This window comes from Pseudoalteromonas sp. SG45-3, assembly GCF_014164075.1.
Taxonomy (GTDB): Bacteria; Pseudomonadota; Gammaproteobacteria; order Enterobacterales; family Alteromonadaceae; genus Pseudoalteromonas; species Pseudoalteromonas distincta.
The window spans coordinates 75,472-96,810 of sequence record NZ_JACJEN010000013.1; the positions used below are offsets into that span (position 1 = coordinate 75,472).

The window sequence follows — 21,339 nt, forward strand, 5'->3', positions numbered from 1 at the left end:
AAAAAATTCTCATTTAGAACAACTAAATATCGAATTTTTGCCTAGCTATCAACACGTTTTCCACCCTCAAAGAGATCACTTAATTAAGCGAATTGGTATAATAAAAAAGGGAGCAACTTAGTTGCTCCCTTTTTTATTTAGTTTGTCCCGTCCGAGGAGGGAACATTCTATGAATTAACTTACTTTTTTATCGTTGTTATCTTCAATTGATGCAACGTTATCTGACTTTTTACTTTTTGCTGGCGCTTTGGTAACAGCTGGATCTTTGCCACCTTTCAATATGGTCATAAAATCATCTTTGCTTTTCGCTATTTCTAAAGCAAGTGATTCAATTTGTTGCTCACTAAGCGGTACGTCTACCTTTTCTAGCATCAGCTCAAGTGATTCTGCTATATCGAGCATCTTGTCATAAGCATCCGCTTCTTTTTTGGTAGTAAACGTCATACGCTCGACTCCGTTTCGTTCTACAACATATTTAACAACAACAGCCATGATTTCTCCTGCAAAATTGCTTGGCACCGTGGTTTTTAAAAAACCATTAGATTACTGTTTTTATGTACAGTAATGGTTTGTAAGTAAATTTGCAAGCGCGAAGTATTAATTTTTAGGTGTCTTAAATTTGACAAAAAACGGTAACTTTACTTTAGTTAAGCAATCACTTTGTTGTACCAGCTGCATTTTCAGGATTTCGGATCATAGTGATAATGCGTTTAGGTACACTTTAAGTGATGAACTTTACAGTTCCTTATTTATTGATTTCCTGAGCAATACTCAAAATTAAGAAAAGAAGAATAAGGGCAAGTTTAATGAAAACGTTAAAAAATTTACTCATCATAAGTTTATTATGTTTACTACCCGCGACTACCGCGTATGCACAATTATCAGAAGTAACTAAGCAAATGCCTCAAGCTGAGACAATTAGTATAAATAATGCTGATGCAGAGATGCTTGCTAAGTTACCTGGTATAGGTAAGAAAAAAGCGCAGGCAATTGTGGATTATCGTGAAGAAAATGGCGAATTTAAAAGCGTTAGTGATTTATCGCAAGTTAAAGGGATTGGCAAAAAACTTTTAGCTAAATTAGAGGGGAAACTTACACTTTAATATTTCTAAATAGTAATCAGGGTGCTAGGCGCCCTGATTAAATTGTTTTAGTGCATCGCTTAAGTGCTTTTTAGCAAAGTTAATCTCAATAGGTGTAGTTAATAGTGGATAGCACAATCCGCCAAGTATCAAAAATGGTATTAATATCCAACCTTTAAATACAGTGAATATTAAAAATAGTGGGCTAAGTAATAGCAGTTTTATAATACGCAATAGAACTTTATCAGTTGGCGATAGCTGACTTAATGCAAGCGCAATTACGTCTTGACGCTGGCGTACTTTTAAATGCTTAAGCTGGTCTAATTGGCTTGAAAAAAATGTAAACATATCAAATCGACTTTTTAATTGATAAACGGGCAATAATTATAATAAATAGCGTTAGTGAGAAAATCCCAAATATCACTTCCATCCAAGCAGGCATGCTCATGCCAACAAACTGCCAATCTATATTTCCACAATCCCCGGTAGCTTGAAAAAAGCTAGGTATCCATTCATGTAGTGGCATAAATGATGGGAAATTTGGTTCAAACTCGCAGCTAAATGCAAAAGGGTCTGTGGTGGTCTGCATATCAATATGTTCGCGAGCAATTAAGTATCCCCAAACACTCGATATTCCCCAAATAACATACGCTATCATACGCACAGTTTTACTTTGTGGTTTACTTGAGCCTACAATCCCTGCGCCCAATAACCCCAATACTGCAGTGCGTTGATATATACACATTATGCAAGGCGCTAACCCCATTTTGTATTGAAAGAAAAGAGCGGTAACTTCAAGTAAAAAAACGATAGCTGTAAATAAAAGCCACGGGGTTCGTTGGGTAGGTAATTGTGCAAGCCAGTTCATAAAAATTCCGCGTTTTAATAGGACGTTAGATTATGACGTAGGATAAAGTATGCAGCAACAAAAAGGAAAAAAAAGCTACCGAAGTCGCTTTTTATAAGATGAAATTAATGACTACTCAATTCAGCCTTAGCAAAGGTTGAATGACGTTCTATTATTTTCCCATCGATACATAAGCTCAGTTATATTGCTTACTTATACTAAGGTGATGCATCATCTAAAGAATTTTTTATGGTTGCACTTTTTTGTACTTTTTCTTATGGCAAGTGCGGGATAAGTTAATTAAGCTCAGGCGCTGCGTAAATAAAAATATCTCCATAATAACAATGTACCTACAATGAATATTACTCTAGATATTCATGCATTGTAGCTAAATTAGAGAAACCCAAATTTAATTATTTATTAATTTTAAATTTCTAACCATTTGCTTTATTAATATATATTACTTTACTTGTTAGTTGTGCTTCGTCTGGTACAATCAGTCAGTTATTCGTGTAAAACGATGAGTGTTGATTAATTCGAGTGGGAACTGGATGAGAATTTTTAAAGCGAAAAGCCCAGCAGGATTTGCTGAAGAATATATAGTTGAGTCCATTTGGAACGGCGATTTCCCTCCAGGTTCAATTTTACCTGCCGAGCGAGAACTTTCAGAGTTAATTGGTGTTACAAGAACAACCTTGAGAGAAGTATTACAGCGTTTAGCGCGTGATGGTTGGCTAACAATTCAGCATGGTAAACCTACAAAAGTAAATAACTTTTGGGAAACGTCTGGCTTAAACATTCTTGAAACATTAGCGCGCTTAGATGAAGACAAGATGCCAGAGCTGACAGATCAGCTTTTATCTGCACGTACTAATATTAGTGCTATTTATACACGTGCTGCAATTAAGTTAAATCCTGAACGCGTGATTGAAATTTTATCACAAAGCCATGAGCTAGAAGACACCGCTCAAGCATTTGCTGACTATGATTATAAAGTGCATCACGAATTAGCCGTTGCGGGTAATAACCGTATTTATGTATTAATACTTAATGGCTTTAGAGGTTTTTATTCAAAGATTGGTTGTCATTACTTCTCTGATGCCGGAACTCGTGAACTTGCTCGTCAGTTTTATAAAGATTTAACCATTTTGGCAGAAAATAAAGAGCATGATGGTGCTATTTCTATGATGCGTAAATATGGTCATCAAACGGGTGAGATTTGGCAAAAAATCCGTGGTGATATGCCCTCAGATATAATGGACTAAGTCTAAGCGAGAAACCTGCATTTGCAGGTTTTTTTATATCGGTAAAATTTAGCGCCACCGTATATGAAATTCTAAAAAGTTTAATGTATAAACCACTTCGATATTTTTAAAATTTCTACTTAGTTACAACGCAACTTACACTTTAAAATAGACCTATTATTTAAGTATATTAGTGCAAGTTGCAAGTGTTCGTTATTTTCGATTGCTCACATCGTTAAATGCGATTGTCCTTTTGCAGTGAATAACTTTAGAATGCCAATTAATTATATGTATGCGCTATTGGTTTTTAATTTTTAGCGCCCATATAAGTACCAGCATTGCGAAAGCAATTGAAAACAAACTCAAAATATTTGGAGAATAAAATGGGTGTATTAGTAGGCCGCCAGGCACCAGACTTTACCGCTGCAGCTGTTCTTGGTAACGGTGAAATTGTAGATAGCTATAACCTTCATGAAACAATTAAAGGTAAAAAAGCAGTTATCTTCTTTTACCCACTAGATTTCACGTTTGTATGTCCTTCTGAACTTATTGCATTTGATAAGCGTTTTGAAGAGTTTCAAAAGCGTGGCGTAGAAGTAATTGGTGTTTCTATCGATTCACAATTCTCACATAACGCATGGCGTAACACTGCTGTTGCAGACGGCGGTATTGGTAAAGTTCAATACGCACTAGTTGCAGATGTTAAACACGAAATTTGTAAAGCATACGACGTTGAGCATCCAGAAGCGGGTGTTGCGTTCCGTGGTTCTTTCTTAATTGATGAAGAAGGTAACGTACGTCACCAAGTAGTGAACGATTTACCACTAGGTCGTAACATCGACGAAATGCTTCGCATGGTTGACGCGCTAGCGTTCCACACTGAGCACGGTGAAGTATGTCCTGCTGGTTGGACTGAAGGTAAAAAAGGTATGGACGCAAGCCCTGAAGGCGTTGCTAAGTTCTTATCTGAAAACGAAGGCGAGCTATAATTTAGCCCTTAGTTTTAAATAAAAAAACCGCCAATTGGCGGTTTTTTTATTTGTAGCGTTAGCTCACTTTAAAATAAGCTCGCAAAGTTAAAACGAGAAACTAACTTTAGTGTAGAAGTATCGGCCTCTAGGGTTGTGTACACCTGAGGCATAACCGTATAGATCAGCGTCGCCATCACCAATTGCAAATGGTGGCTCTTCATCAAATAAGTTATTTACACCTAGCGATACTTTAGTTGAGTCAGTAACACGATAAGATGTTTGTAAATCTACCAATGTTTGCGAATCAATCATACGTGATGTATTGCTATCAAAGTCTAAATTACCGTCAAAATCAATATCTGGGGTATCTTCAAACTCACCTACATAACTGATGTTTACGTTTGTATTAAACTCGCCAATTTCCCAGTTTGTAGAGAAAATCCAGCGGTGCTCTGGATAGCCATACTCACCGGTGTAATCGCGGCCATCTTTTTCAAATTTATCTTGGTATGCCCATTCTAAATTAAATTTCAATAAACCTAAGTCATCAAGTGAGTGATTGTAGTTAGCTGAAACATCGACCCCAGATACTTCTTGCGAAGAAACGTTTTCAAATGTGCTGTAAATTTTTTGAATTGTTCCTAAGCTATCGCCACCTGTAGGTGTTAAGCGCACACATACAGTACTATCTTGGTTATTACACTCAGAGTTATAAATTGGACCAAACTCTTGCTCATCAATTTTGTTATCTTGAGTGATGCTCCACACATCGACACTTAAACCAAACTCAGCAGAAGGCGCCCAAATAAAGCCGACATTCCATGATTCTGATTCTTCAGCTTCAAGGTCAGGGTTACCAGCAAATTCAATGTTGTAATCAAGTGCATCACAATCAAGGCCCGTTGCTTCACATCGGTATGTATCTACAAAGAATTGGCTTTCTTGAGATGGACCCAAACCAACTTGTGCCAAGGAAGGCGCTCTAAAGCCTTGTGCCCAAGAGCCACGCACTGTGATTTCATCAGTAGGCGCCCAGCGAAGAGCTACTTTAGGGTTTGTTGTTGTACCGAAGTCACTGTAGTCATCGTAACGGCCAGCAAGTTGTAGCTCTAAATTATCAGCAAGAGGGATAGAAAACTCGACATAGGCAGCGTATTGTTCACGATCTGCAGATGCAGATACAGACTCTGTGCCAAATATTAAACCACGTTGAAATTGATCATCAGGAATGTCATTAACGTCTTCTTCACGGTACTCAATACCTGCAGCCATCATTACTACATCATCGCCAAAACTAAATGCTTCGCCTGTAATATTTGCATCAAAGGAAGTCATGTGAGACTCACCACGACGCACTAAGCTTGTTGTAATACGATCAATTACAGCAGGGTCGTTGTATGTGCCACCAAATGGATTGTAGTTTCCTGCATCAATTTCTTGTTGTAAGAAATCAGTACGCACCCAACCTTGTGTTCTATCACCTGTTTGAAGAGATTTACTTCGGCCTTTTTGTACAGCGGTTTCCCAACTCCAGTCATTAAACTCACCTCTAAGCCCTGCAACAAAGCGAAGAGTATCTGATTCAATATCCCATTGGCGTGCGCCAGCATCAACTGTACGGTAACGACCAATTTGAATGTCTTCACCAAATGGATTGTTAGGGTGGCTAGCTGGGACAGTTAAGCCTGCATCTTCATCAAGTGGAGTAGGGGCTCCGGCCGCAACAGACGTATTGTGCTGTACTGCCATTTCTAAAAAGCCCGTAATGCCATTATCAAAGTTATATTCAAATTGAGAAATAGCACCCACGCGTTCAGACGCTGGTGCGATATAACCGTAAGGGCCGTAATCAAATAAACAACTGCCGCTTGAAGTTGCATTTTCAGCAGGACAAGCCGGATCAATTGTTTTAACACCGTCTACATAAAAATATCCAGGGAAGCCACGAGATGAGCGAAAATCTTCACCACCATAAGGTGATTGATTTGCTGTACCTAAGCTGCCCATTTCATCAGAAGAAAGAGATGTATTTTTGAAGTAATCGATAATAACTGACGCGCTACTTTTCTCGCTAGTAGTACCCCATACTAAACTTGCTGTTGTTTCTTCATAATTGGGACCATCAGTACCACCGTAGCCCAAATTAACTTCAACACCGTCAATGTCTTTTTTCAAGATAACGTTTACAACACCCGCCACTGCGTCTGAGCCGTAGATAGCTGAAGCACCATCTTTTAGTATATCGATTCGCTCAATGGCAGAAACTGGGATACTGTTAATATCTACAAATGAGTTTGTGATACCTTCGGCAAATGCACTAATAGATACACGACGGCCATTGATTAGTACGAGCGTAGCATCAGCACCTAAGCCACGTAAACTAACAGCAGCAGACCCATTTGCAGTTGAATCTTGGTTGTTACCACGTGTTGAGAAAGTACCGCTACCCGCTACAGGCATTCTTTCGAGGAGTTGTTGTAGGTTGTCATAACCCATGTTCTCAATATCAGCTCTTGCGATTGATTGAACCGGAGAAGGTCCTTCGATATCTGAACGTTTGATTCGTGAGCCAGTTACTTCAATGCGCTCTACTTTTTTAGCTTCTTCAGCAGCGTAAGTTGTTGTTGTAAAACCTGCTGAAAGTGCGATTGTAGCACCTGCAATTAAGCTAGGTGTAAATGCAGTTGATTGCTTCATCCTTAAGTCCTTGTTGATATGTTATAAATTTAGTTGCTCTATACCAATCCTTTTTAAATTGTTAAATAAATCCCATATTTAAGCGGATTGATATAACAAGCGACGACATTAATATCATGTAACTTAAGTGTTAGCAATTAGACTGAAATGTGATTTTAGTATGGTTTTTTGTGTGTTTTTGGATGATTTTAAAACAGATGTTATGCGCTGAAGAAGGTTGAAATAGGCGCATATGCTTTATTTTGGAAATAACAAATACAGCCTAAATGCGAGTAATAATTAAATTAATTAATTCACAATAAAATTGTAATAAATTATTTACATGTATATTCTGAATGAATAGTAATCTTGTTGTATATTAATAAAACAAATAATAGTTGGTTTTTTAATAAAAAAAACGCCTAACTTGTTAGTTAGGCGCTGTGTTTATACTTTGTGTTTCATTAAACGTTCTTTTTCGCGAGACCAATCTTTATTTTTCCCGTCGTCACGTTTATCGTGCAACTTTTTACCTTTTGCTAGATGAAATTCAAGTTTTACCCAACATTTTTTCCAGTACATAGCTGTAGCTATTAATGAATAGCCATCTCGCTCTGTTGCACCGAGTAGACGGTCAAGTTCGCGTCTGCTTAATAGTAACTTACGATAACGCAACGGATCGCAAATTACATGGGTTGATGCACTATTAAGTGGCTGGATTTGCGCGCCAAGCAAAAATGCTTCGCCATTTTTAAGATGAATATAAGTTTCGGTGATGTTTACCTTACCTGCTCGGATACTTTTTACTTCCCAGCCTTGTAGTTCAACACCTGCTTCAAACTTATCGTGTAAAAAATACTCATGTCGCGCTTTTTTGTTTAGCGCGATGGTATTACTTGTCGATTTTGATGAATTTTTCTTAGCCATAGTGCCCTATAATATACGTAATGTGAGATGTTTTACATCGATTTTTTAATAATGCTTTTAAAAATTAAGCTTTAATTTAAGCAGCATGAAAATTTGGGGAAACGCGCAAAGCTTGCTAAAATTCGCCCACACAGTTGGGAGTGAGTATGCCACAAATAGAAAAAAGTGCGCTGGTTATGTACAGCACTAAAGAGATGTTTGATCTAGTTAATGATGTAGAAGCTTATTCGCAGTTTTTACCAAATTGCTCAGACTCAAAAATTGTTTCACAGCATGATAATAACATGACCGCGAGTTTAGAAATATCCAAGGCGGGTATAAAAAAGTGGTTTACCACCGAAAACACCTTTGTTGATGAGCAAACAGTGTTACTAAGCCTTGTTGATGGACCATTTAAGATGTTAAAAGGACGTTGGCACTTTCAAGAGCTTGACGCCAAAGCATGTAAAGTTCACTTGCAACTAGAATTTGAATTTTCAAGTAAGTTAATAGAGCTTGCCTTTGGTAAGATTTTTAACGATGTTGCAAAAAATATGGTGAGTGCATTTACTCAACGTGCAAAACAGGTTTATGGAGCGAGAGCATGATTAATGTTGAGGTGGTATTTGCATTACCAACCACGGCCACGTGTTTATCAATTGAAGTGCCACTAGGGACTACAGTCGAGCAAGCTGTTATTCAGTCAGGTATTATACAAAAGTGCCCTGAGATAGATGCTACATCGCTAACTTTAGGTGTGTGGAATCGAACTGTAAAAGCTAACTATGAGTTAAAAGACGGTGACCGTATAGAAATATATCGTCCATTAATTGCAGATCCTAAAGATGCGCGTAGAAAGCGTGCAGAAAAAGCTAAAGAAGAAGGGCGTGCAAATAAAATAACGGGTGGCCGCCCACTCGAAAAGTAACGAAAATCGGTATAAACGTGGAAAATTTAACGGATTAAATCACACGCTGACGTTGTTTAAAATGGTAAAAGCTTTTAAATAAACCAATAAAAAAGGTGAGCCATGCTCACCTTTTTTTACCACTTGAGAAATTTATTGCTCGAGCGGTGTAGTAAAGTTTTCAGGTTGGTCATAATCACCTGAAATTGAAACTAACTTTTCATTTTCAAAGTTAATTACTAACTCTTTATTTTGCTCGTTTTTACGGCCTTTATTGAAGCTGTAAATATAACGCCAAGTATTGTTATCAAAGGCGTCTTCGGCAATAGGTCTGCCTAATACGTAAACAACTTGCTCTCGAGTCATATTTACACGAAGTTTTTCAACATCCGATTGCTCTAAAAAGTTGCCTTGTGGGATGTTAATTCGGTATACCCAGCTAGAGCAACCTGCTGCTGAGCTAAGTGTTAAAGCAACGATAAGCCAAAGAGAAAAAGTTTTTAACGACTGCATTGTTAGTTGTGATCCTTATTTTTTATAATCTGCATGATACCGATTAGTCACTGAAGGTAAAACCCTTTTAAGCAATTGTTTTATGTTAAGGGCGTTAAGGTAATGTTTTGACCATTAATAATGAAAAAAGTTTACAGCACATCGAAACGAATATTTTAAAAACGGAGTCTACTTGGTTTTTATATATAGTTGAGACACGATTTGGTCATTGGTACACAGGGATCACGACTAATGTTGAAAAACGCTTTGCAACTCATCAAGCCGGCAAAGGGGCCAAAAACCTTAGAGGGAAAGGGCCGCTTTTACTTATCCATCAACAACAAGTTGGTAATAAAAGTGAAGCAAGTAAACTTGAGTATCAATTAAAAAAGCTTTCTAGAGCCAAAAAAGAAGCATACGTTTTAGCATTTAATACCGGCGACACTAAAATCATTTAGTTAATTTACTTAGATTAAACCGTATTCGCTGTGGGCAAAAGCTAGCTTTTAATATAGCTTTTGCTCACAAAGGAAATATAGCCGTTATAGCTGCTTAGCGATGTTTTTCAAAGGTAGCGACAAGTGCATCGAGTGTTTGAGCGCTGTTTGCCAAGTCACGAATAGCTTGCTCTGTATTGATTTGCTCGCTCATTGCTTTATCGCTAATTTCACTTATTTGCTCTATGTTACGACCTACATCAGCAACCACATTACTTTGCTGCTCAGTTGCAGTTGCAATAAGCGTAGCCATATCGTTTATTTGATTAGCTGTTTCGGCTATCGCATCGAGTAATTCTACTGAGCTTTGCATGGCTCCAACGCTTTGCTGCGCTTTATCTTTTGATTGGCTAATATCGTTAACTACATCATCAGATATTCTTGTAAGCTCTTCAATCATAGATTGAATTTCGGTGGTTGATTGCGATGTACGGTTTGCCAGAGCGCGTACTTCATCAGCAACAACAGCAAAGCCTCGGCCGTGCTCACCTGCGCGAGCAGATTCAATTGCCGCGTTTAAAGCAAGTAGATTAGTCTGATCCGATATCCCTCTAATTGAATCCACAATACTTGCTATATCAACCGTTTTTTTAGAAAGCAAAGTAACTTGCTCTGTTATGCCATCAATATCGCTAGCTAGGGCTGAGATAGTTGCCTGGCTTTGTAATACTTGTTTATGGCTTTGAATGGTGTTCTCACGGCTGTTATCGGTTAACTTAGCTGTATTCGCTGCGCTTTGTGCTATTTCTTGCACTGTAGCGCCCATTTCGTTGATAGCTGCTGCGACAGATATTGTTTGCTCTTTTTGATTATCAATTGCTTGCGAGTTTCGTTTTGCCTGTTCAAATACATGATCAGAACTTTGGCGAATATCGTGGCTTTCACTGGCAACTTGAGTAATCGCTGTTTCTATTTTATTTATAAACTGGTTAAAGCCATTACTTAAATTGTTGAGCTCTGGTTGGCTTGATTCTGGTAAGCGGTACGCTAAGTTTGCATCGCCAGAGCCTAAGCGTGAAAATAACTCAGCCATTTTAGAAAGTGGAGATGAAAGAGAGCGAGCAAGTAAGTAACTAATCAAGCTAGCAACTAACGCGGTAATTACTGTAAAAGTAAATATTTGCCATTGTAGGGTGTTTACACTTGCGAATACTTCACTTTTTGGTACTTGAGCTACAACATATAAGTCAGTGTTTTTAATTGGGGTTGCAGCTATAAGAGTAGGTTCGCCATTTAAGCTAATTTCTTCTAGTGCAAAGCCATTACTATTAAATAGTTGGCTGTGAATATTTGCAGTATATAAATCGTCAATATTTGCTTTTGCTACTTTATTGGCATCTTTATGAAGTTGAATTAATCCATTTTTATCTGCAATAAATACAAAACCTGTTTGCTCAATTTTAAATTGCTGTAATAGCTTTTGCATATCAGTGATGCTTTTTGCAAGACCTGCTAAACCAGTACCATTAGCCTGCTGATGGTTTACAAACATTTTTACATCATTGGCTGACTCTTGATAAATACTGATAGAATAAGGTTGTTTTGATTGCTTAAAAGCAAAGAACCAGCCATCGGCTGCATCATTTTTTAACACACGCAAAAACCCATTCTGGTTCCAGTACTGTGCAGTGTCTCTATTTGCCCAAGATGCTGTTGCTAAATCGTATTGCTGGGCAACACGATTTAATTCTTTTAATAATAAGGTGTCGTCTTGATTACTAGACTGAGCCCACTGTAAAACAAATTCGTTTGATGATAGTTGCTGAGCAGCACCAAGTAACTCATTAATTTCACCGCCTATATGATTACTGATTGTTTGCAGTTTACTAGGTAGCTCTGACTCGATCATACGTTGCTCAATTATGTCTTTAGAGCTGTATAAAGAGGTCAAGCCAATCAGTGCCGCTACGCATATAGCAATAACACTGCCTAAAGCTGTGATTTTTTGAGTAATAGAAAGGTTTTGTATCGTCATGATATTAATTAATTTTACAACTGAGTAGAGGACTATACTAGCACATTATTTATTTAGAGCTAGATATTGCCTACTGTGAAATGAATAGAAGGTAGCGTGTTATGGTTAAAATTTTATGAATATGCATAAAAAAGCCCATAAGCAAAGCATATGGGCTTGGTTTCTAACAAGCGAAACATTTATCGTTTAGGGTTAAACAATCTTTTTCATTGCTGACATGTAGCCACGTAATTTAGCACCTACTTTTTCAACTGGGTGTTCACGAAGGGCGGCGTTAATTTGAATTAATGTTTGGTTATCAACTTGGTTACTGTGCTCGCCAAGGCCTTTACCAATGACATCTGTATCAATTTTTTTCATAAAATCTGCAAGTAATGGCAAACATGCATGGTTATATAGGTAACATCCATACTCTGCAGTGTCAGAAATTGTACGGTTCATTTCAAAAAGCTTTTTGCGTGCAATAGTATTAGCAATTAATGGCGTTTCATGTAAAGACTCGTAGTAAGCTGACTCTTCAATAATACCGGCTGCTGTCATGGTTTCAAAAGCAAGTTCAACACCTGCTTTTACCATTGCTACCATTAAAATACCGTTATCAAAAAATTCCTGTTCTGAGATTTCTACATCGCCAGCAGGGGTCTTTTCAAAGTTAGTCTCTGCTGTTTCAGCGCGCCATTTAAGTAAGTTTACGTCATCGTTATTCCAGTCTTCCATCATAGTGCGTGAGAAAGTGCCGTCGATGATGTCATCTTGATGCTTATTATAAAGCGGGCGCATAATTAGTTTTAGCTCTTCGCTTAGTTCGAACGCTTTTACTTTTGCAGGGTTTGAAAGGCGGTCAAGCATGTTTGTAACGCCGCCGTACTTAAGTGCTTCGGTAATTACTTCCCAGCCGTATTGAATTAGCTTTGATGCATAACCCGCATCAACGCCTTTTTCTATCATTTTATCAAAACATAAAATAGAGCCAGTTTGTAACATGCCACATAAAATGGTTTGCTCGCCCATTAGGTCTGACTTAACTTCAGCAATAAATGATGATTTAAGTACACCTGCACGGTGTCCGCCAGTCCCTGCTGCATACGCTTTAGCTTGTGCTAAACCATGACCTTGAGGGTCATTTTCTGGGTGAACAGCAATTAGAGTTGGTACACCAAAACCGCGTTTGTATTCTTCACGTACTTCAGAACCAGGACACTTAGGCGCAACCATGATTACAGTAATGTCTTCACGTACTTGCATGCCTTCTTCAACAATATTAAAGCCATGAGAGTAGGCAAGTGTAGAGCCTTTTTTCATAAGCGGCATAATTGCACTTACTACAGCAGTATGTTGCTTATCTGGTGTTAAATTAAGTACTACATCAGCTGTTGGGATTAGTTCTTCGTAAGTGCCAACAGTAAAGCCGTTTTCAGATGCGTTCAAAAATGATTGGCGACGCTCAGAAATAGCTGATGCGCGTAATGTGTAAGAAACATCTAAACCAGAGTCACGTAAGTTTAAGCCTTGGTTTAAACCTTGTGCGCCACAGCCTACAATAACTAGTTTTTTACCTTTAAGTGCATCAACGCCATCGGCAAATTCGCCTGCGTCCATAAATTCACATTGCGCTAATTGCGCTAATTGCTCGCGTAAAGGTAAGGTATTGAAATAATTCGCCATTGTTAGTGTCCTATAAAGTCATGTTTGTTAGATGCGCAATGTTTACTGCGCTTACAAACACCATATGTAAAATCGTTGCTTGCGTAAAATGATATATTTGAATTAAAGTGTTTCATAATATGAAATACAGGGGGTTGGATGGAACATAAGCACTTAAACTACTTTTTAGCGTTGGCTAAAACACTTCACTTTGGGCGCGCAAGTGAGCTTTGCCACATAAGCGCACCCACTTTGAGCCGAAATATAAAACATTTGGAAGAAGAAGTTGGAGTGGCATTGTTTATCCGCGATAACCGAAGCGTTAAATTAACGCGTGAGGGGGAGTCCTTTATTGATTACGCAACGGCAACGCTTGCTAATTGGCAACGTTTTAAAACGAATGTAAAAGACCCACAACAGCATATTTACGGCAAAGTAAGTATTTATTGTTCTGTAACTGCATCTTATAGTTTTTTACATCAAATATTAGAACAACTTCGTGCGCAGCATCAGTACATAGAAATAACATTAAATACCGGTGACCCAGCACTTGCTATAAATCGTGTCCTAGATGGCCACGAATTAATGGCAATTGCAGCTAAGCCTAATAAATTACCGTCGCAAATTGCCTTTGTTGATATTGGGCACTCACCACTTTTATTAATTGGCCCAAAAATTCAATGTCCGATCACACAAAAGCTTACACAAAATAGTGATGACATTAATTGGTCTGATTTAGAGTTTATTGTCCCAGAACAAGGTTTTTCTCGCCAAAGGTTAGAGCACTGGTGGCGCAAAAATAATATTCACGGAAAAATCTACGCCCAAGTTGCAGGACATGAAGCAATGGTATCTATGGTGAGCTTAGGGCTAGGCGTCGCAATGGTCCCTAAAATAGTGCTAGATAACAGCCCGCTGCAAGATAAGGTACAAATACTAACACCAAAAATGCAAGCACCTGAAGGGTTTGATATCGGTTTAGCGGTATTAAGAAAAGAGTTAAATGACCCTGCAATCAGTGCGTTGTGGAATATTGCGCAAACTTTAGAAGCAAAAGCAATTTAATATGCACACAGAGCAAGCAAATTAGTTAAATAGTATTAATATAGGTTGCGTATGAGTTTACTATTACTTAACATTGAGTGCTAATAATAAAAACAATGACGCTTGAGAGTTTATTTATGAACCACGCCGTATCACTTGCTCATTCTGCTCAATGCCTTAAAAAGGCGATTCCTTTGATGGTAAAATACCGCATGCCGGTTACGCCTATCAACTATGCAATTTGGTACTGTTACATTCAAGGGAGTAACCCTTCATTAAATGCTGAATTAGACCATGTTATTGCTGAGCAACAAACATGCTCACAAGACAAAGCAAAAGAAATTTTTGATAAGCATTTAACGCAAGACGATCTGGCTTTCTTTCAAGAAATGACTGAAAAGTTCCATACAACCATGGAGCAAGTCCAGCAAGATATAAGCACCACGCTTGAACATTCCAAAAGCTTTACAACAAGTTTAGTTGATTCACAAAATGAATTAAATATGCTTGCTGATGTAAATTCTTATAATGAAATATTAGGTTGTGTAGAGCGCTTAACCGACGATTCTATTGCTATGCAGGATTATGCTAGAGAATTTCAAACTAAGTTAGCTGTTGCTTACAACGAAATAAAAGATTTAAAAGAAGCACTTAATATTTCAAAAGAAGCAGCTGATACCGACACGCTTACGGGGTTTTATAACCGAGGTAAGTTTGATTCAGATATCGTAAAATTTTGTTTTGAATACTCAGAGAAAGCACAGGAAGATTCTCTTGCCGTACTAATTATGTTTGATATTGATCACTTTAAACGTTTTAACGATGACTTTGGTCATCAAAAGGGTGACGAAGTGTTGAGGTTAGTTGCCAAAAAAGTGAGAGAAAATACAACTGAAACAGCAAATATATATAGATACGGTGGCGAAGAGTTTTGTATAACAGCTTATTTTGACACTATTAACGATATAATAGCGTTTGCCGATTGTATACGTTTAGCTATTGCGAAATTAGCGATTCGTAAAAAGCATGATATAACAGCTAAACGTGCTATTTCTGCAAGTTTTGGTTTAGCTATTTTACGTCCATTTACTAATAGCTCAGTTTTAGTTGAGCGTGCAGATAGAGCCTTATATATCGCAAAAACGCATGGCCGAAACCGAATAGAAATAGCCCCTGATATTTAATAAGCATCAGAAGCTTGATTTATTAAGGCTAAAGCCGCTATTAACTTTGGTAACCTAGTAGCTTGTAAGGTTAATAAAAAAAAGTTGTTAGAGTTGGCTTCCTGCAGATTTTATTTGAATTAAAGCATTTGCGAGGTTATCCCTCATTTCCAAAGTTTCTCAAAGCAGTGCCAGCTTAGCCAACGCACATAACTAATTTGAAGGGTTTGTCACTTCAAAAACACAAAAGTTAACATTTGTGTATACAAATTGTGAATAATTGTAACCAGCTAGAGCTAGTTTAAAAAGACCTTGCTAGTATGGGGAACTTACTTAATTTAATACTTTGATGTACGCTGATGCGGTATTCCTTCTCCTTATTAACTGCTCTATGTTTTAGCACTTTGTTTGCTTGCCTTTCGGTGCAAGCAACACAGGCAAGCAAGCATGCTGACGATTATACAGAGCAAGATATAACAACTGATCGCCTGCATTTGAGTTTAAGCGTTGGGGCTGGAGTTATAACCAACCCTTTGCATGGTGGAGATAATATTCCGCTTGTGCTTATTCCACAAATTGCGTTTTATGCAGAGCAATGGTTTTTTGATAATGGCCGCCTTGGCTATTCATTTTCACAATCCCCAAAGCATCACTTTAATCTAGTTAGTGAACTCAACTCTGAATCTCGCTTTTTTATAGACTGGCACCCTAAAAATGTATTTGCATTGCAAAGTAGTGCTCTTAATAATCAGTTTGTAATGCAAAATGAAGCCTCGTCCTCTCGCTACGCTGATATTGATAATTTGCATAAACGGCAAATTGCCTTGGATGCGGGTATTGCATATCACTATGTAAATGATGACCATGTTTTTTCAGTTCAGGCTCTGCATGATATAACCGATGTTTATCGAGGTGTACGCGGTGCATTGCAGTGGCAATATCATACTGTGCTAGGAAAGCTTAAAATAAAGCCAACACTTGGAATAAACTATAAATCTGCGGAACTAAATAGCTATTTTTATGGACTTAATGAGAGTGAAACTCAATTTGGCAAAATAGACGTTGGTAGTAGTTGGCAACCTTATGCTAAAATCGACGCCCGTTGGCCACTGAGTAAGGCTGACTCTCTTCGTTTTCATGTAGCATATTACGACTATTCGGCTATGGATGGCAGTCCGCTCTTTGAACGTACTTATTCAATGACTGCATTTATAGGATTCGATCGTACTTTTTAATATGAAGTATTCAATATTAGTTGTGTTTATTACCACTTTTTTTAGTGGTTTTAGTGTGGCACAAACCCCTGTTTTTAGTGTTTCTCCAAAAGTCTGCGTGGTTTCCGAACAGCAGGATTTTTGCGATCTTGATTTACAGTTTAAATGGCTATTAAACACCTATAGTGATGTCTGTTTGTATCAACAAGAACAACTACTTCAATGCTGGCAGCAGCAGCGTTCTGGGCAATTTAATTATAAAGCGCGTGTTCAGGTGGAGACCATATACTCCTTAATCAATCCTCATACGGGTGTGTTAATAGCAAAAACACAGGTTGAAGTACAAAGCGCCCATGCTAAAAAAAATAGGCGTAGGCTTCGCTCTCCGTGGAGCTTTTTTTAATTTAGGAGCAACTAATGCCAAAAATTTTACTTGTTGAAGATGATCTCGGTTTACAACAGCTAACAAAAGATTACCTTGAACATAATGGCCTTGAAGTCGAAGTGTTAGACCGCGGTGACGAAGTGTTTAATTACCTAGAAAACAATACACCCGATTTAATGATTCTAGACGTTATGCTGCCAGGTAAAGATGGCTTTAGCGTTTGCCGCCAAGTAAGAGATAAATTTACTCTACCAATTTTAATGTTGACTGCTAAAGGTGAAGACTTCGACCAAGTGCTTGGTTTAGAACTTGGTGCTGATGATTATGTAATAAAACCAGCAGAGCCACGTGTATTACTAGCGCGGATCAATGCATTACTACGACGTGGGCAACCAATAGTAAAATCTAGTGAAGAACTGCAGTTTGGTGATTTAGTCATCGATAAAACAAGCCGTATTGTAAAACTAAGTGATTCAGAGATTGTATTAACTTCGCACGAGTTTGAACTACTATGGCTATTAGCGTCAAATGCGGGTGAAGTACTAAGCAGAGAACATGTGCACCAACATATGATTGGCCGTCAATATGACGGACTTGATAGAACTGTGGATGTACGCGTATCACGAATTCGTAAAAAATTAGGCGATAATAGTGATAAGCCGTATCGTATAAAAACCGTATGGGGACAAGGCTATTTATTTGTTTCTGATGCATGGGATCTTTAGAACTATTTAAGGTTAATCGGCTGTAATGGGAAAACTGTTTACCAGCTTATACTTATATATCATTGTTTCATTATTTGTTGTAAGTGGTGTTATTGAGCAGCTGTGGCCCTATGAAGAGTCGCAGCAGCAGGTCTTCTTAGACGATGAGTTTGGGCAATCACTGTGGTTGCTTTCACAAACTCCAAATGGTCTTAAAAAACTAAAGCATAACTTTGAAAGTAAAGTGATTGAACGACGTGATTTAATACTTCCTCAAAAACAACAATCGCAGCTAAATCAAAACCACTACTTATATTTGTATGATAAGCAACAACGCATTGTTTGGTATGTAGATCTCGGTAATGACTCATTACTTCAAGTAGGACCGGTAGGCGTATTAACGCAGCAATCATCTTCTGTTTGGCCGTATTTATTACTACTTATTATTGTAGGCATACCAGTTGGGCTATGGAGCTTTTTACTCTGGCGTGACTTTGCAAAGCTACGTAAAGCGTGTGAAGCGGTAGAGGGTTTGCAAGACTTTCAACTAAATGACTCTTCTAAGTCTTTCTTTTTACCTATAACTGATACATTAAAGGTAATGCAGCAACGTATTGAGTTTTTACTTAGTGCGCAGCAAGAACTTACCTCATCGGTGTCGCATGAGTTTAGAACACCACTAGCACGTTTAAAGTTTGCAATAGTCATGCTACAAGAACAAATGCTTGACGAAAAAGGCGAAAAATACCTAACAAACATGCAAACAGACATTAGTGAGCTTGAGTCACTAGTTTCTGAAATGCTTGAATACGCGCGATTAGACTCTCAACAACCAAGTTTACAGCCAATAAACTGCGATTTAGCTGGGCTGGTAAAAACCACTGTTGAAAAGCTAAATTTTGAAGCTAGAACAACGCTCTCTATAAACCTCCCTGAGCATTTAAACTACTACTGTGATAGCCACTTTATGGCGCGAGTATTTCAAAATTTAATTGGCAATGCGCTCAAATACACTCATCAACAAGTCAAAATTTCATTGCTACAAGAGGCAACTCACATAGTATTGATTGTTGAAGATGATGGTGAAGGGATTGACCCCGTTGAGCGAGAAAACGTATTTAAGCCTTTTACTCGATTAGATAAAAGTAGAGGCAAGGACACTGGTGGCTTTGGTTTAGGGCTTGCTATAGTTGCTAAAATTGTGTCGTGGCACCAAGGAGAGTGTAAAGCAGAAAGCTCAAGCTTAGGTGGTGCTAAATTTATTGTATATTTACCTCTCAAATTTAAGACATAAAAAAAGCGCCTAAGGCGCTTTTTTTGCGGTTAAAAACCAAAATCAACAAGTAGCAATATAATAGACCGCAAGTATTTAAAAAAGTTCTCAATTATTTTTTATTTTTTTCAAGTAATGGCATTAACATTTGCTCAAGGCCATTTAGTTTAACCTCATACATCATCGCTAGTTGGCTACCAAGTTTCGAGTTAGGAAATCCCTGCTGTTTGAACCACACCAAATAAGGTTCTGGTAGTAGTAATAAAGGGCGCCCAGCATATTTCCCAAAAGGCATCGTTGTATTTACAGCTATTTTTAATTGTTTTGGATCCATAAGAGTTACTTAGGTTTTAAAGTCTGCATAAGTGTAAGGGATTTTAGAAATATAAAATAGGCTGTGACGGGCAAGAAACAGCCTATTTTGCGAGGGAGTAGGCCCTCTGATTTAATAATTTTTTGTTGATTAATATAAACCTAGTTGAACTTTAATTAGCTGGGATCTAATTAAGTTATTATTAGAACATGGGGTTTTATTTAACCTACATGGATAGTCTACCTGTTTTTTATGGTCGTGGTTAAATGGCTTGTAAAGGAATGTAAATAGAATTGCTTTTCATTTAAAAACTAATAACAAAGCCTTAATGATTTTAAGGCTTTGTTATTTATAGACGTTATAAAAAGTGATTATTCGTTAAATAGCTCTTGTTTAACGTGCTCTGCAAAACCACTACCTGCTTCTAAGTAAAAGTTATAAGTAGAATGAACACCCATTTCTTCTAGCTCTTTTTGTTGATCAGGGTAGTTTGCAATAGCTGTTACTTGGCCTTTATAACCTGAGGCTTGTAGTTGCTCTAGCGCAAAAATATTTTGCATATGCTTTGGCATTGCAAGCATGACCATTTCTACTTGCGAATGATTTACTCGTTGCCAAAAGTCAGGATCTGTTGCATCAGCAATTAATACGTTGCGGCCTCTGTTAACGTGCTTATCTACCACTTCAGGTTTTATATCTATGCCTGCAACAACATTTGGGTGAGTCGCGTTGATTGTTTCATAAGCACCAGTACCAATACGTCCCATACCAAAAATGACTATTTTAGTATCGTTTAGGTTAACAGGTAGCTCTTCAGCTAAACGAGTTTTGCTTTCAAACTTTAATAGCCAGTGCTCTATTTTTACGTATAGCTCGTTTGAGCGCTTATTTAACGGCGAGGCAATTACAAAGGTAATAGAAACAGCAATTGCCATTACGGCCAGCCACTCAGAAGTGATCATGCCTGTGCTAGCTGCTACTGCACATACAATTAACCCAAATTCACTGTAGTTAGATAAACTAAAGGCGGTAAGTAATGATGTACGTGCGCGTAGTTTGAATATATTTGTGAACACGTAATAAAGCGCTATTTTAATAGGTAAAACTAAAACAAGTATGATAGCAACGATTAATGAGCTAGTGGTTAGCTCTGCGCTCAAGCCAATACTTAAGAAAAAACCGACTAATAATATGTCTTTTAAATTAAGCAGAGATTTTGATAGTTCTCCTGCTTTTTTATGTGGTGCAAACATCATCCCAATTATGAGTGCGCCTAGGTCGCCTTTTAATCCTGCAAATTCAAATGCATGATAACCAGCAACTAAAGCAAAGAAAAAACCAAATAATGGTAATAGTTCACCATGTTTAGAGCGATTTAATACGCCATACATGACAGGTCGTAATAAAGGCAGAGCAATTATTAATGCAATTGCCCATACATTTGGAATTTTACCTGTACTAATCGCTAAAAAGATAACAGCAAAGATATCTTGCATGACTAGTATACCAATGGCTATTTTACCGTGAAGGCTTGCCATTTCTCCGCGTTCTTCAAGCACTTTTACTGCAAATACAGTACTTGAAAAACTAAGCGCAAACCCAACTAATAAAGCACTTTGCCAACTTAAATCAATAAACAGTGGAATAGCGAAAACACCAAGCAATAACATAAAGCCACTAAAAAGCGCGCTGCTAAAAATAATATGCAATGTTGCAGGCGCCCACACTTGGGGTTTAATTAAACTGTTTACCTTTAGCTTTAAACCAATACTAAAAAGAAGAAGGGTTACGCCAAGTGCTGCTATTGTATCGAGCAACTCTGTACTTTTATAACCCGATAAATTTAAAGCAAAACCTGCTAATAAAAATCCAATAAGAGGAGGCAGCTTTAACTGATAAACAGCAAAGCCACACACAAACGCGGCGGCAAAATAGATTAGTTCCATAATTCTTAATATCACTTCATTTGGGGTTGCAGTGTAACGAAAAATTTATACCATTG

The 21,339-nt window shown here is 37.8% G+C and carries 22 protein-coding genes; 12 read left to right on the plus strand and 10 right to left on the minus strand.

What is annotated here, in order from left to right:
* Positions 1-174 precede the first annotated feature (174 nt).
* Complete coding sequence (locus H5126_RS14530; RefSeq protein ID WP_004335683.1) at positions 175-492, minus strand: YebG family protein; 318 nt, start codon at positions 490-492, stop codon at positions 175-177.
* A gap of 314 nt (positions 493-806) precedes the next feature.
* On the opposite strand from H5126_RS14530, the gene H5126_RS14535 reads away from it, so the two are divergent.
* Positions 807-1,103, plus strand: a complete 297-nt coding sequence (locus tag H5126_RS14535) for a helix-hairpin-helix domain-containing protein (protein WP_024595349.1) — start codon at positions 807-809, stop codon at positions 1,101-1,103.
* Between the two features lie 24 nt (positions 1,104-1,127).
* Here H5126_RS14535 and H5126_RS14540 read toward each other — a convergent pair whose 3' ends face one another.
* Together H5126_RS14540 and dsbB are read right to left on the minus strand one after the other, a co-directional pair.
* Complete coding sequence (locus H5126_RS14540) at positions 1,128-1,430, minus strand: DUF6170 family protein (RefSeq protein WP_024595348.1); 303 nt, start codon at positions 1,428-1,430, stop codon at positions 1,128-1,130.
* Position 1,431: 1 nt separating this feature from the next.
* Positions 1,432-1,950, minus strand: coding sequence for a disulfide bond formation protein DsbB (gene dsbB, locus H5126_RS14545; RefSeq protein ID WP_024595347.1), 519 nt, complete (start codon positions 1,948-1,950; stop codon positions 1,432-1,434).
* 530 nt (positions 1,951-2,480) lie between these two features.
* Between dsbB and fadR the strand changes: the two genes are divergently transcribed.
* Together fadR and H5126_RS14555 are read left to right on the plus strand one after the other, a co-directional pair.
* The gene (fadR, locus tag H5126_RS14550) at positions 2,481-3,194 is read left to right on the plus strand and encodes a fatty acid metabolism transcriptional regulator FadR (RefSeq protein WP_004335692.1); all 714 of its coding nucleotides are present in this window, start codon (positions 2,481-2,483) and stop codon (positions 3,192-3,194) included.
* Between the two features lie 362 nt (positions 3,195-3,556).
* The gene (locus H5126_RS14555; RefSeq protein ID WP_007378637.1) at positions 3,557-4,162 is read left to right on the plus strand and encodes a peroxiredoxin; all 606 of its coding nucleotides are present in this window, start codon (positions 3,557-3,559) and stop codon (positions 4,160-4,162) included.
* Between the two features lie 87 nt (positions 4,163-4,249).
* Here the strand turns inward: H5126_RS14555 and H5126_RS14560 are convergent, their stop codons facing one another.
* Positions 4,250-6,841, minus strand: coding sequence for a TonB-dependent receptor (locus tag H5126_RS14560; RefSeq protein WP_182695461.1), 2,592 nt, complete (start codon positions 6,839-6,841; stop codon positions 4,250-4,252).
* Positions 6,842-7,267: 426 nt separating this feature from the next.
* A complete protein-coding gene (smpB, locus tag H5126_RS14565; RefSeq protein WP_004335699.1) occupies positions 7,268-7,747 on the minus strand; it encodes an SsrA-binding protein SmpB in 480 nt (159 codons plus the stop codon).
* 146 nt (positions 7,748-7,893) lie between these two features.
* On the opposite strand from smpB, the gene H5126_RS14570 reads away from it, so the two are divergent.
* Positions 7,894-8,334, plus strand: coding sequence for a type II toxin-antitoxin system RatA family toxin (locus H5126_RS14570; RefSeq protein WP_182715998.1), 441 nt, complete (start codon positions 7,894-7,896; stop codon positions 8,332-8,334).
* Positions 8,331-8,654, plus strand: a complete 324-nt coding sequence (locus H5126_RS14575) for an RnfH family protein (RefSeq protein WP_138488725.1) — start codon at positions 8,331-8,333, stop codon at positions 8,652-8,654. Before H5126_RS14570 ends, H5126_RS14575 begins: the two co-directional genes overlap by 4 nt.
* A 132-nt stretch (positions 8,655-8,786) precedes the next feature.
* Here the strand turns inward: H5126_RS14575 and H5126_RS14580 are convergent, their stop codons facing one another.
* Entirely contained in the window at positions 8,787-9,146 is a 360-nt protein-coding gene (locus H5126_RS14580) for an outer membrane protein assembly factor BamE (RefSeq protein ID WP_004335706.1), read from the minus strand.
* A 107-nt stretch (positions 9,147-9,253) separates the two neighbouring features.
* Between H5126_RS14580 and H5126_RS14585 the strand changes: the two genes are divergently transcribed.
* Complete coding sequence (locus H5126_RS14585) at positions 9,254-9,583, plus strand: GIY-YIG nuclease family protein (protein WP_004335709.1); 330 nt, start codon at positions 9,254-9,256, stop codon at positions 9,581-9,583.
* A gap of 94 nt (positions 9,584-9,677) precedes the next feature.
* Here the strand turns inward: H5126_RS14585 and H5126_RS14590 are convergent, their stop codons facing one another.
* Both H5126_RS14590 and ilvC read right to left on the minus strand, forming a co-directional pair.
* Positions 9,678-11,597, minus strand: a complete 1,920-nt coding sequence (locus H5126_RS14590) for a methyl-accepting chemotaxis protein (protein WP_024594785.1) — start codon at positions 11,595-11,597, stop codon at positions 9,678-9,680.
* 192 nt (positions 11,598-11,789) lie between these two features.
* Entirely contained in the window at positions 11,790-13,262 is a 1,473-nt protein-coding gene (ilvC, locus tag H5126_RS14595; RefSeq protein WP_004335714.1) for a ketol-acid reductoisomerase, read from the minus strand.
* A gap of 138 nt (positions 13,263-13,400) precedes the next feature.
* Between ilvC and ilvY the strand changes: the two genes are divergently transcribed.
* From ilvY to H5126_RS14625, 6 genes are all read left to right on the plus strand, one after another.
* The gene (ilvY, locus tag H5126_RS14600) at positions 13,401-14,306 is read left to right on the plus strand and encodes an HTH-type transcriptional activator IlvY (protein ID WP_024594947.1); all 906 of its coding nucleotides are present in this window, start codon (positions 13,401-13,403) and stop codon (positions 14,304-14,306) included.
* Positions 14,307-14,422: 116 nt separating this feature from the next.
* Positions 14,423-15,469: a GGDEF domain-containing protein gene (locus tag H5126_RS14605; protein ID WP_024594946.1), complete on the plus strand. Its 1,047-nt coding sequence runs from the start codon at positions 14,423-14,425 to the stop codon at positions 15,467-15,469.
* Between the two features lie 401 nt (positions 15,470-15,870).
* On the plus strand, positions 15,871-16,683 hold the full coding sequence (locus H5126_RS14610; protein WP_182720955.1) for a MipA/OmpV family protein: 813 nt from the start codon (positions 15,871-15,873) through the stop codon (positions 16,681-16,683).
* Position 16,684: 1 nt separating this feature from the next.
* Positions 16,685-17,065 (plus strand): DUF3019 domain-containing protein, encoded by a 381-nt coding sequence (locus tag H5126_RS14615; RefSeq protein ID WP_024594944.1) that lies wholly within the window; start codon positions 16,685-16,687, stop codon positions 17,063-17,065.
* Between the two features lie 14 nt (positions 17,066-17,079).
* Positions 17,080-17,772 (plus strand): response regulator, encoded by a 693-nt coding sequence (locus H5126_RS14620; RefSeq protein WP_004335729.1) that lies wholly within the window; start codon positions 17,080-17,082, stop codon positions 17,770-17,772.
* 25 nt (positions 17,773-17,797) lie between these two features.
* On the plus strand, positions 17,798-19,045 hold the full coding sequence (locus H5126_RS14625) for an ATP-binding protein (protein WP_004335732.1): 1,248 nt from the start codon (positions 17,798-17,800) through the stop codon (positions 19,043-19,045).
* A gap of 91 nt (positions 19,046-19,136) precedes the next feature.
* Here the strand turns inward: H5126_RS14625 and H5126_RS14630 are convergent, their stop codons facing one another.
* Complete coding sequence (locus tag H5126_RS14630) at positions 19,137-19,358, minus strand: DUF3820 family protein (protein ID WP_024594942.1); 222 nt, start codon at positions 19,356-19,358, stop codon at positions 19,137-19,139.
* 350 nt (positions 19,359-19,708) lie between these two features.
* Positions 19,709-21,283, minus strand: coding sequence for a cation:proton antiporter family protein (locus H5126_RS14635; protein ID WP_004335737.1), 1,575 nt, complete (start codon positions 21,281-21,283; stop codon positions 19,709-19,711).
* Between the last annotated feature and the right edge of the window lie 56 nt (positions 21,284-21,339).

Coding starts and splice junctions, on each gene's coding strand:
- ilvC (WP_004335714.1), bottom strand. CDS start 13,262: ATGGCGAATTATTTCAATACCTTACCTTTACGCGAGCAATTAGCGCAA.
- H5126_RS14615 (WP_024594944.1), top strand. CDS start 16,685: ATGAAGTATTCAATATTAGTTGTGTTTATTACCACTTTTTTTAGTGGT.
- ilvY (WP_024594947.1), top strand. CDS start 13,401: ATGGAACATAAGCACTTAAACTACTTTTTAGCGTTGGCTAAAACACTT.
- H5126_RS14570 (WP_182715998.1), top strand. CDS start 7,894: ATGCCACAAATAGAAAAAAGTGCGCTGGTTATGTACAGCACTAAAGAG.
- H5126_RS14580 (WP_004335706.1), bottom strand. CDS start 9,146: ATGCAGTCGTTAAAAACTTTTTCTCTTTGGCTTATCGTTGCTTTAACA.
- H5126_RS14620 (WP_004335729.1), top strand. CDS start 17,080: ATGCCAAAAATTTTACTTGTTGAAGATGATCTCGGTTTACAACAGCTA.
- fadR (WP_004335692.1), top strand. CDS start 2,481: ATGAGAATTTTTAAAGCGAAAAGCCCAGCAGGATTTGCTGAAGAATAT.
- H5126_RS14625 (WP_004335732.1), top strand. CDS start 17,798: ATGGGAAAACTGTTTACCAGCTTATACTTATATATCATTGTTTCATTA.
- H5126_RS14535 (WP_024595349.1), top strand. CDS start 807: ATGAAAACGTTAAAAAATTTACTCATCATAAGTTTATTATGTTTACTA.
- H5126_RS14530 (WP_004335683.1), bottom strand. CDS start 492: ATGGCTGTTGTTGTTAAATATGTTGTAGAACGAAACGGAGTCGAGCGT.
- H5126_RS14635 (WP_004335737.1), bottom strand. CDS start 21,283: ATGGAACTAATCTATTTTGCCGCCGCGTTTGTGTGTGGCTTTGCTGTT.
- H5126_RS14540 (WP_024595348.1), bottom strand. CDS start 1,430: ATGTTTACATTTTTTTCAAGCCAATTAGACCAGCTTAAGCATTTAAAA.
- H5126_RS14555 (WP_007378637.1), top strand. CDS start 3,557: ATGGGTGTATTAGTAGGCCGCCAGGCACCAGACTTTACCGCTGCAGCT.
- smpB (WP_004335699.1), bottom strand. CDS start 7,747: ATGGCTAAGAAAAATTCATCAAAATCGACAAGTAATACCATCGCGCTA.
- H5126_RS14575 (WP_138488725.1), top strand. CDS start 8,331: ATGATTAATGTTGAGGTGGTATTTGCATTACCAACCACGGCCACGTGT.
- H5126_RS14605 (WP_024594946.1), top strand. CDS start 14,423: ATGAACCACGCCGTATCACTTGCTCATTCTGCTCAATGCCTTAAAAAG.
- dsbB (WP_024595347.1), bottom strand. CDS start 1,950: ATGAACTGGCTTGCACAATTACCTACCCAACGAACCCCGTGGCTTTTA.
- H5126_RS14590 (WP_024594785.1), bottom strand. CDS start 11,597: ATGACGATACAAAACCTTTCTATTACTCAAAAAATCACAGCTTTAGGC.
- H5126_RS14630 (WP_024594942.1), bottom strand. CDS start 19,358: ATGGATCCAAAACAATTAAAAATAGCTGTAAATACAACGATGCCTTTT.
- H5126_RS14560 (WP_182695461.1), bottom strand. CDS start 6,841: ATGAAGCAATCAACTGCATTTACACCTAGCTTAATTGCAGGTGCTACA.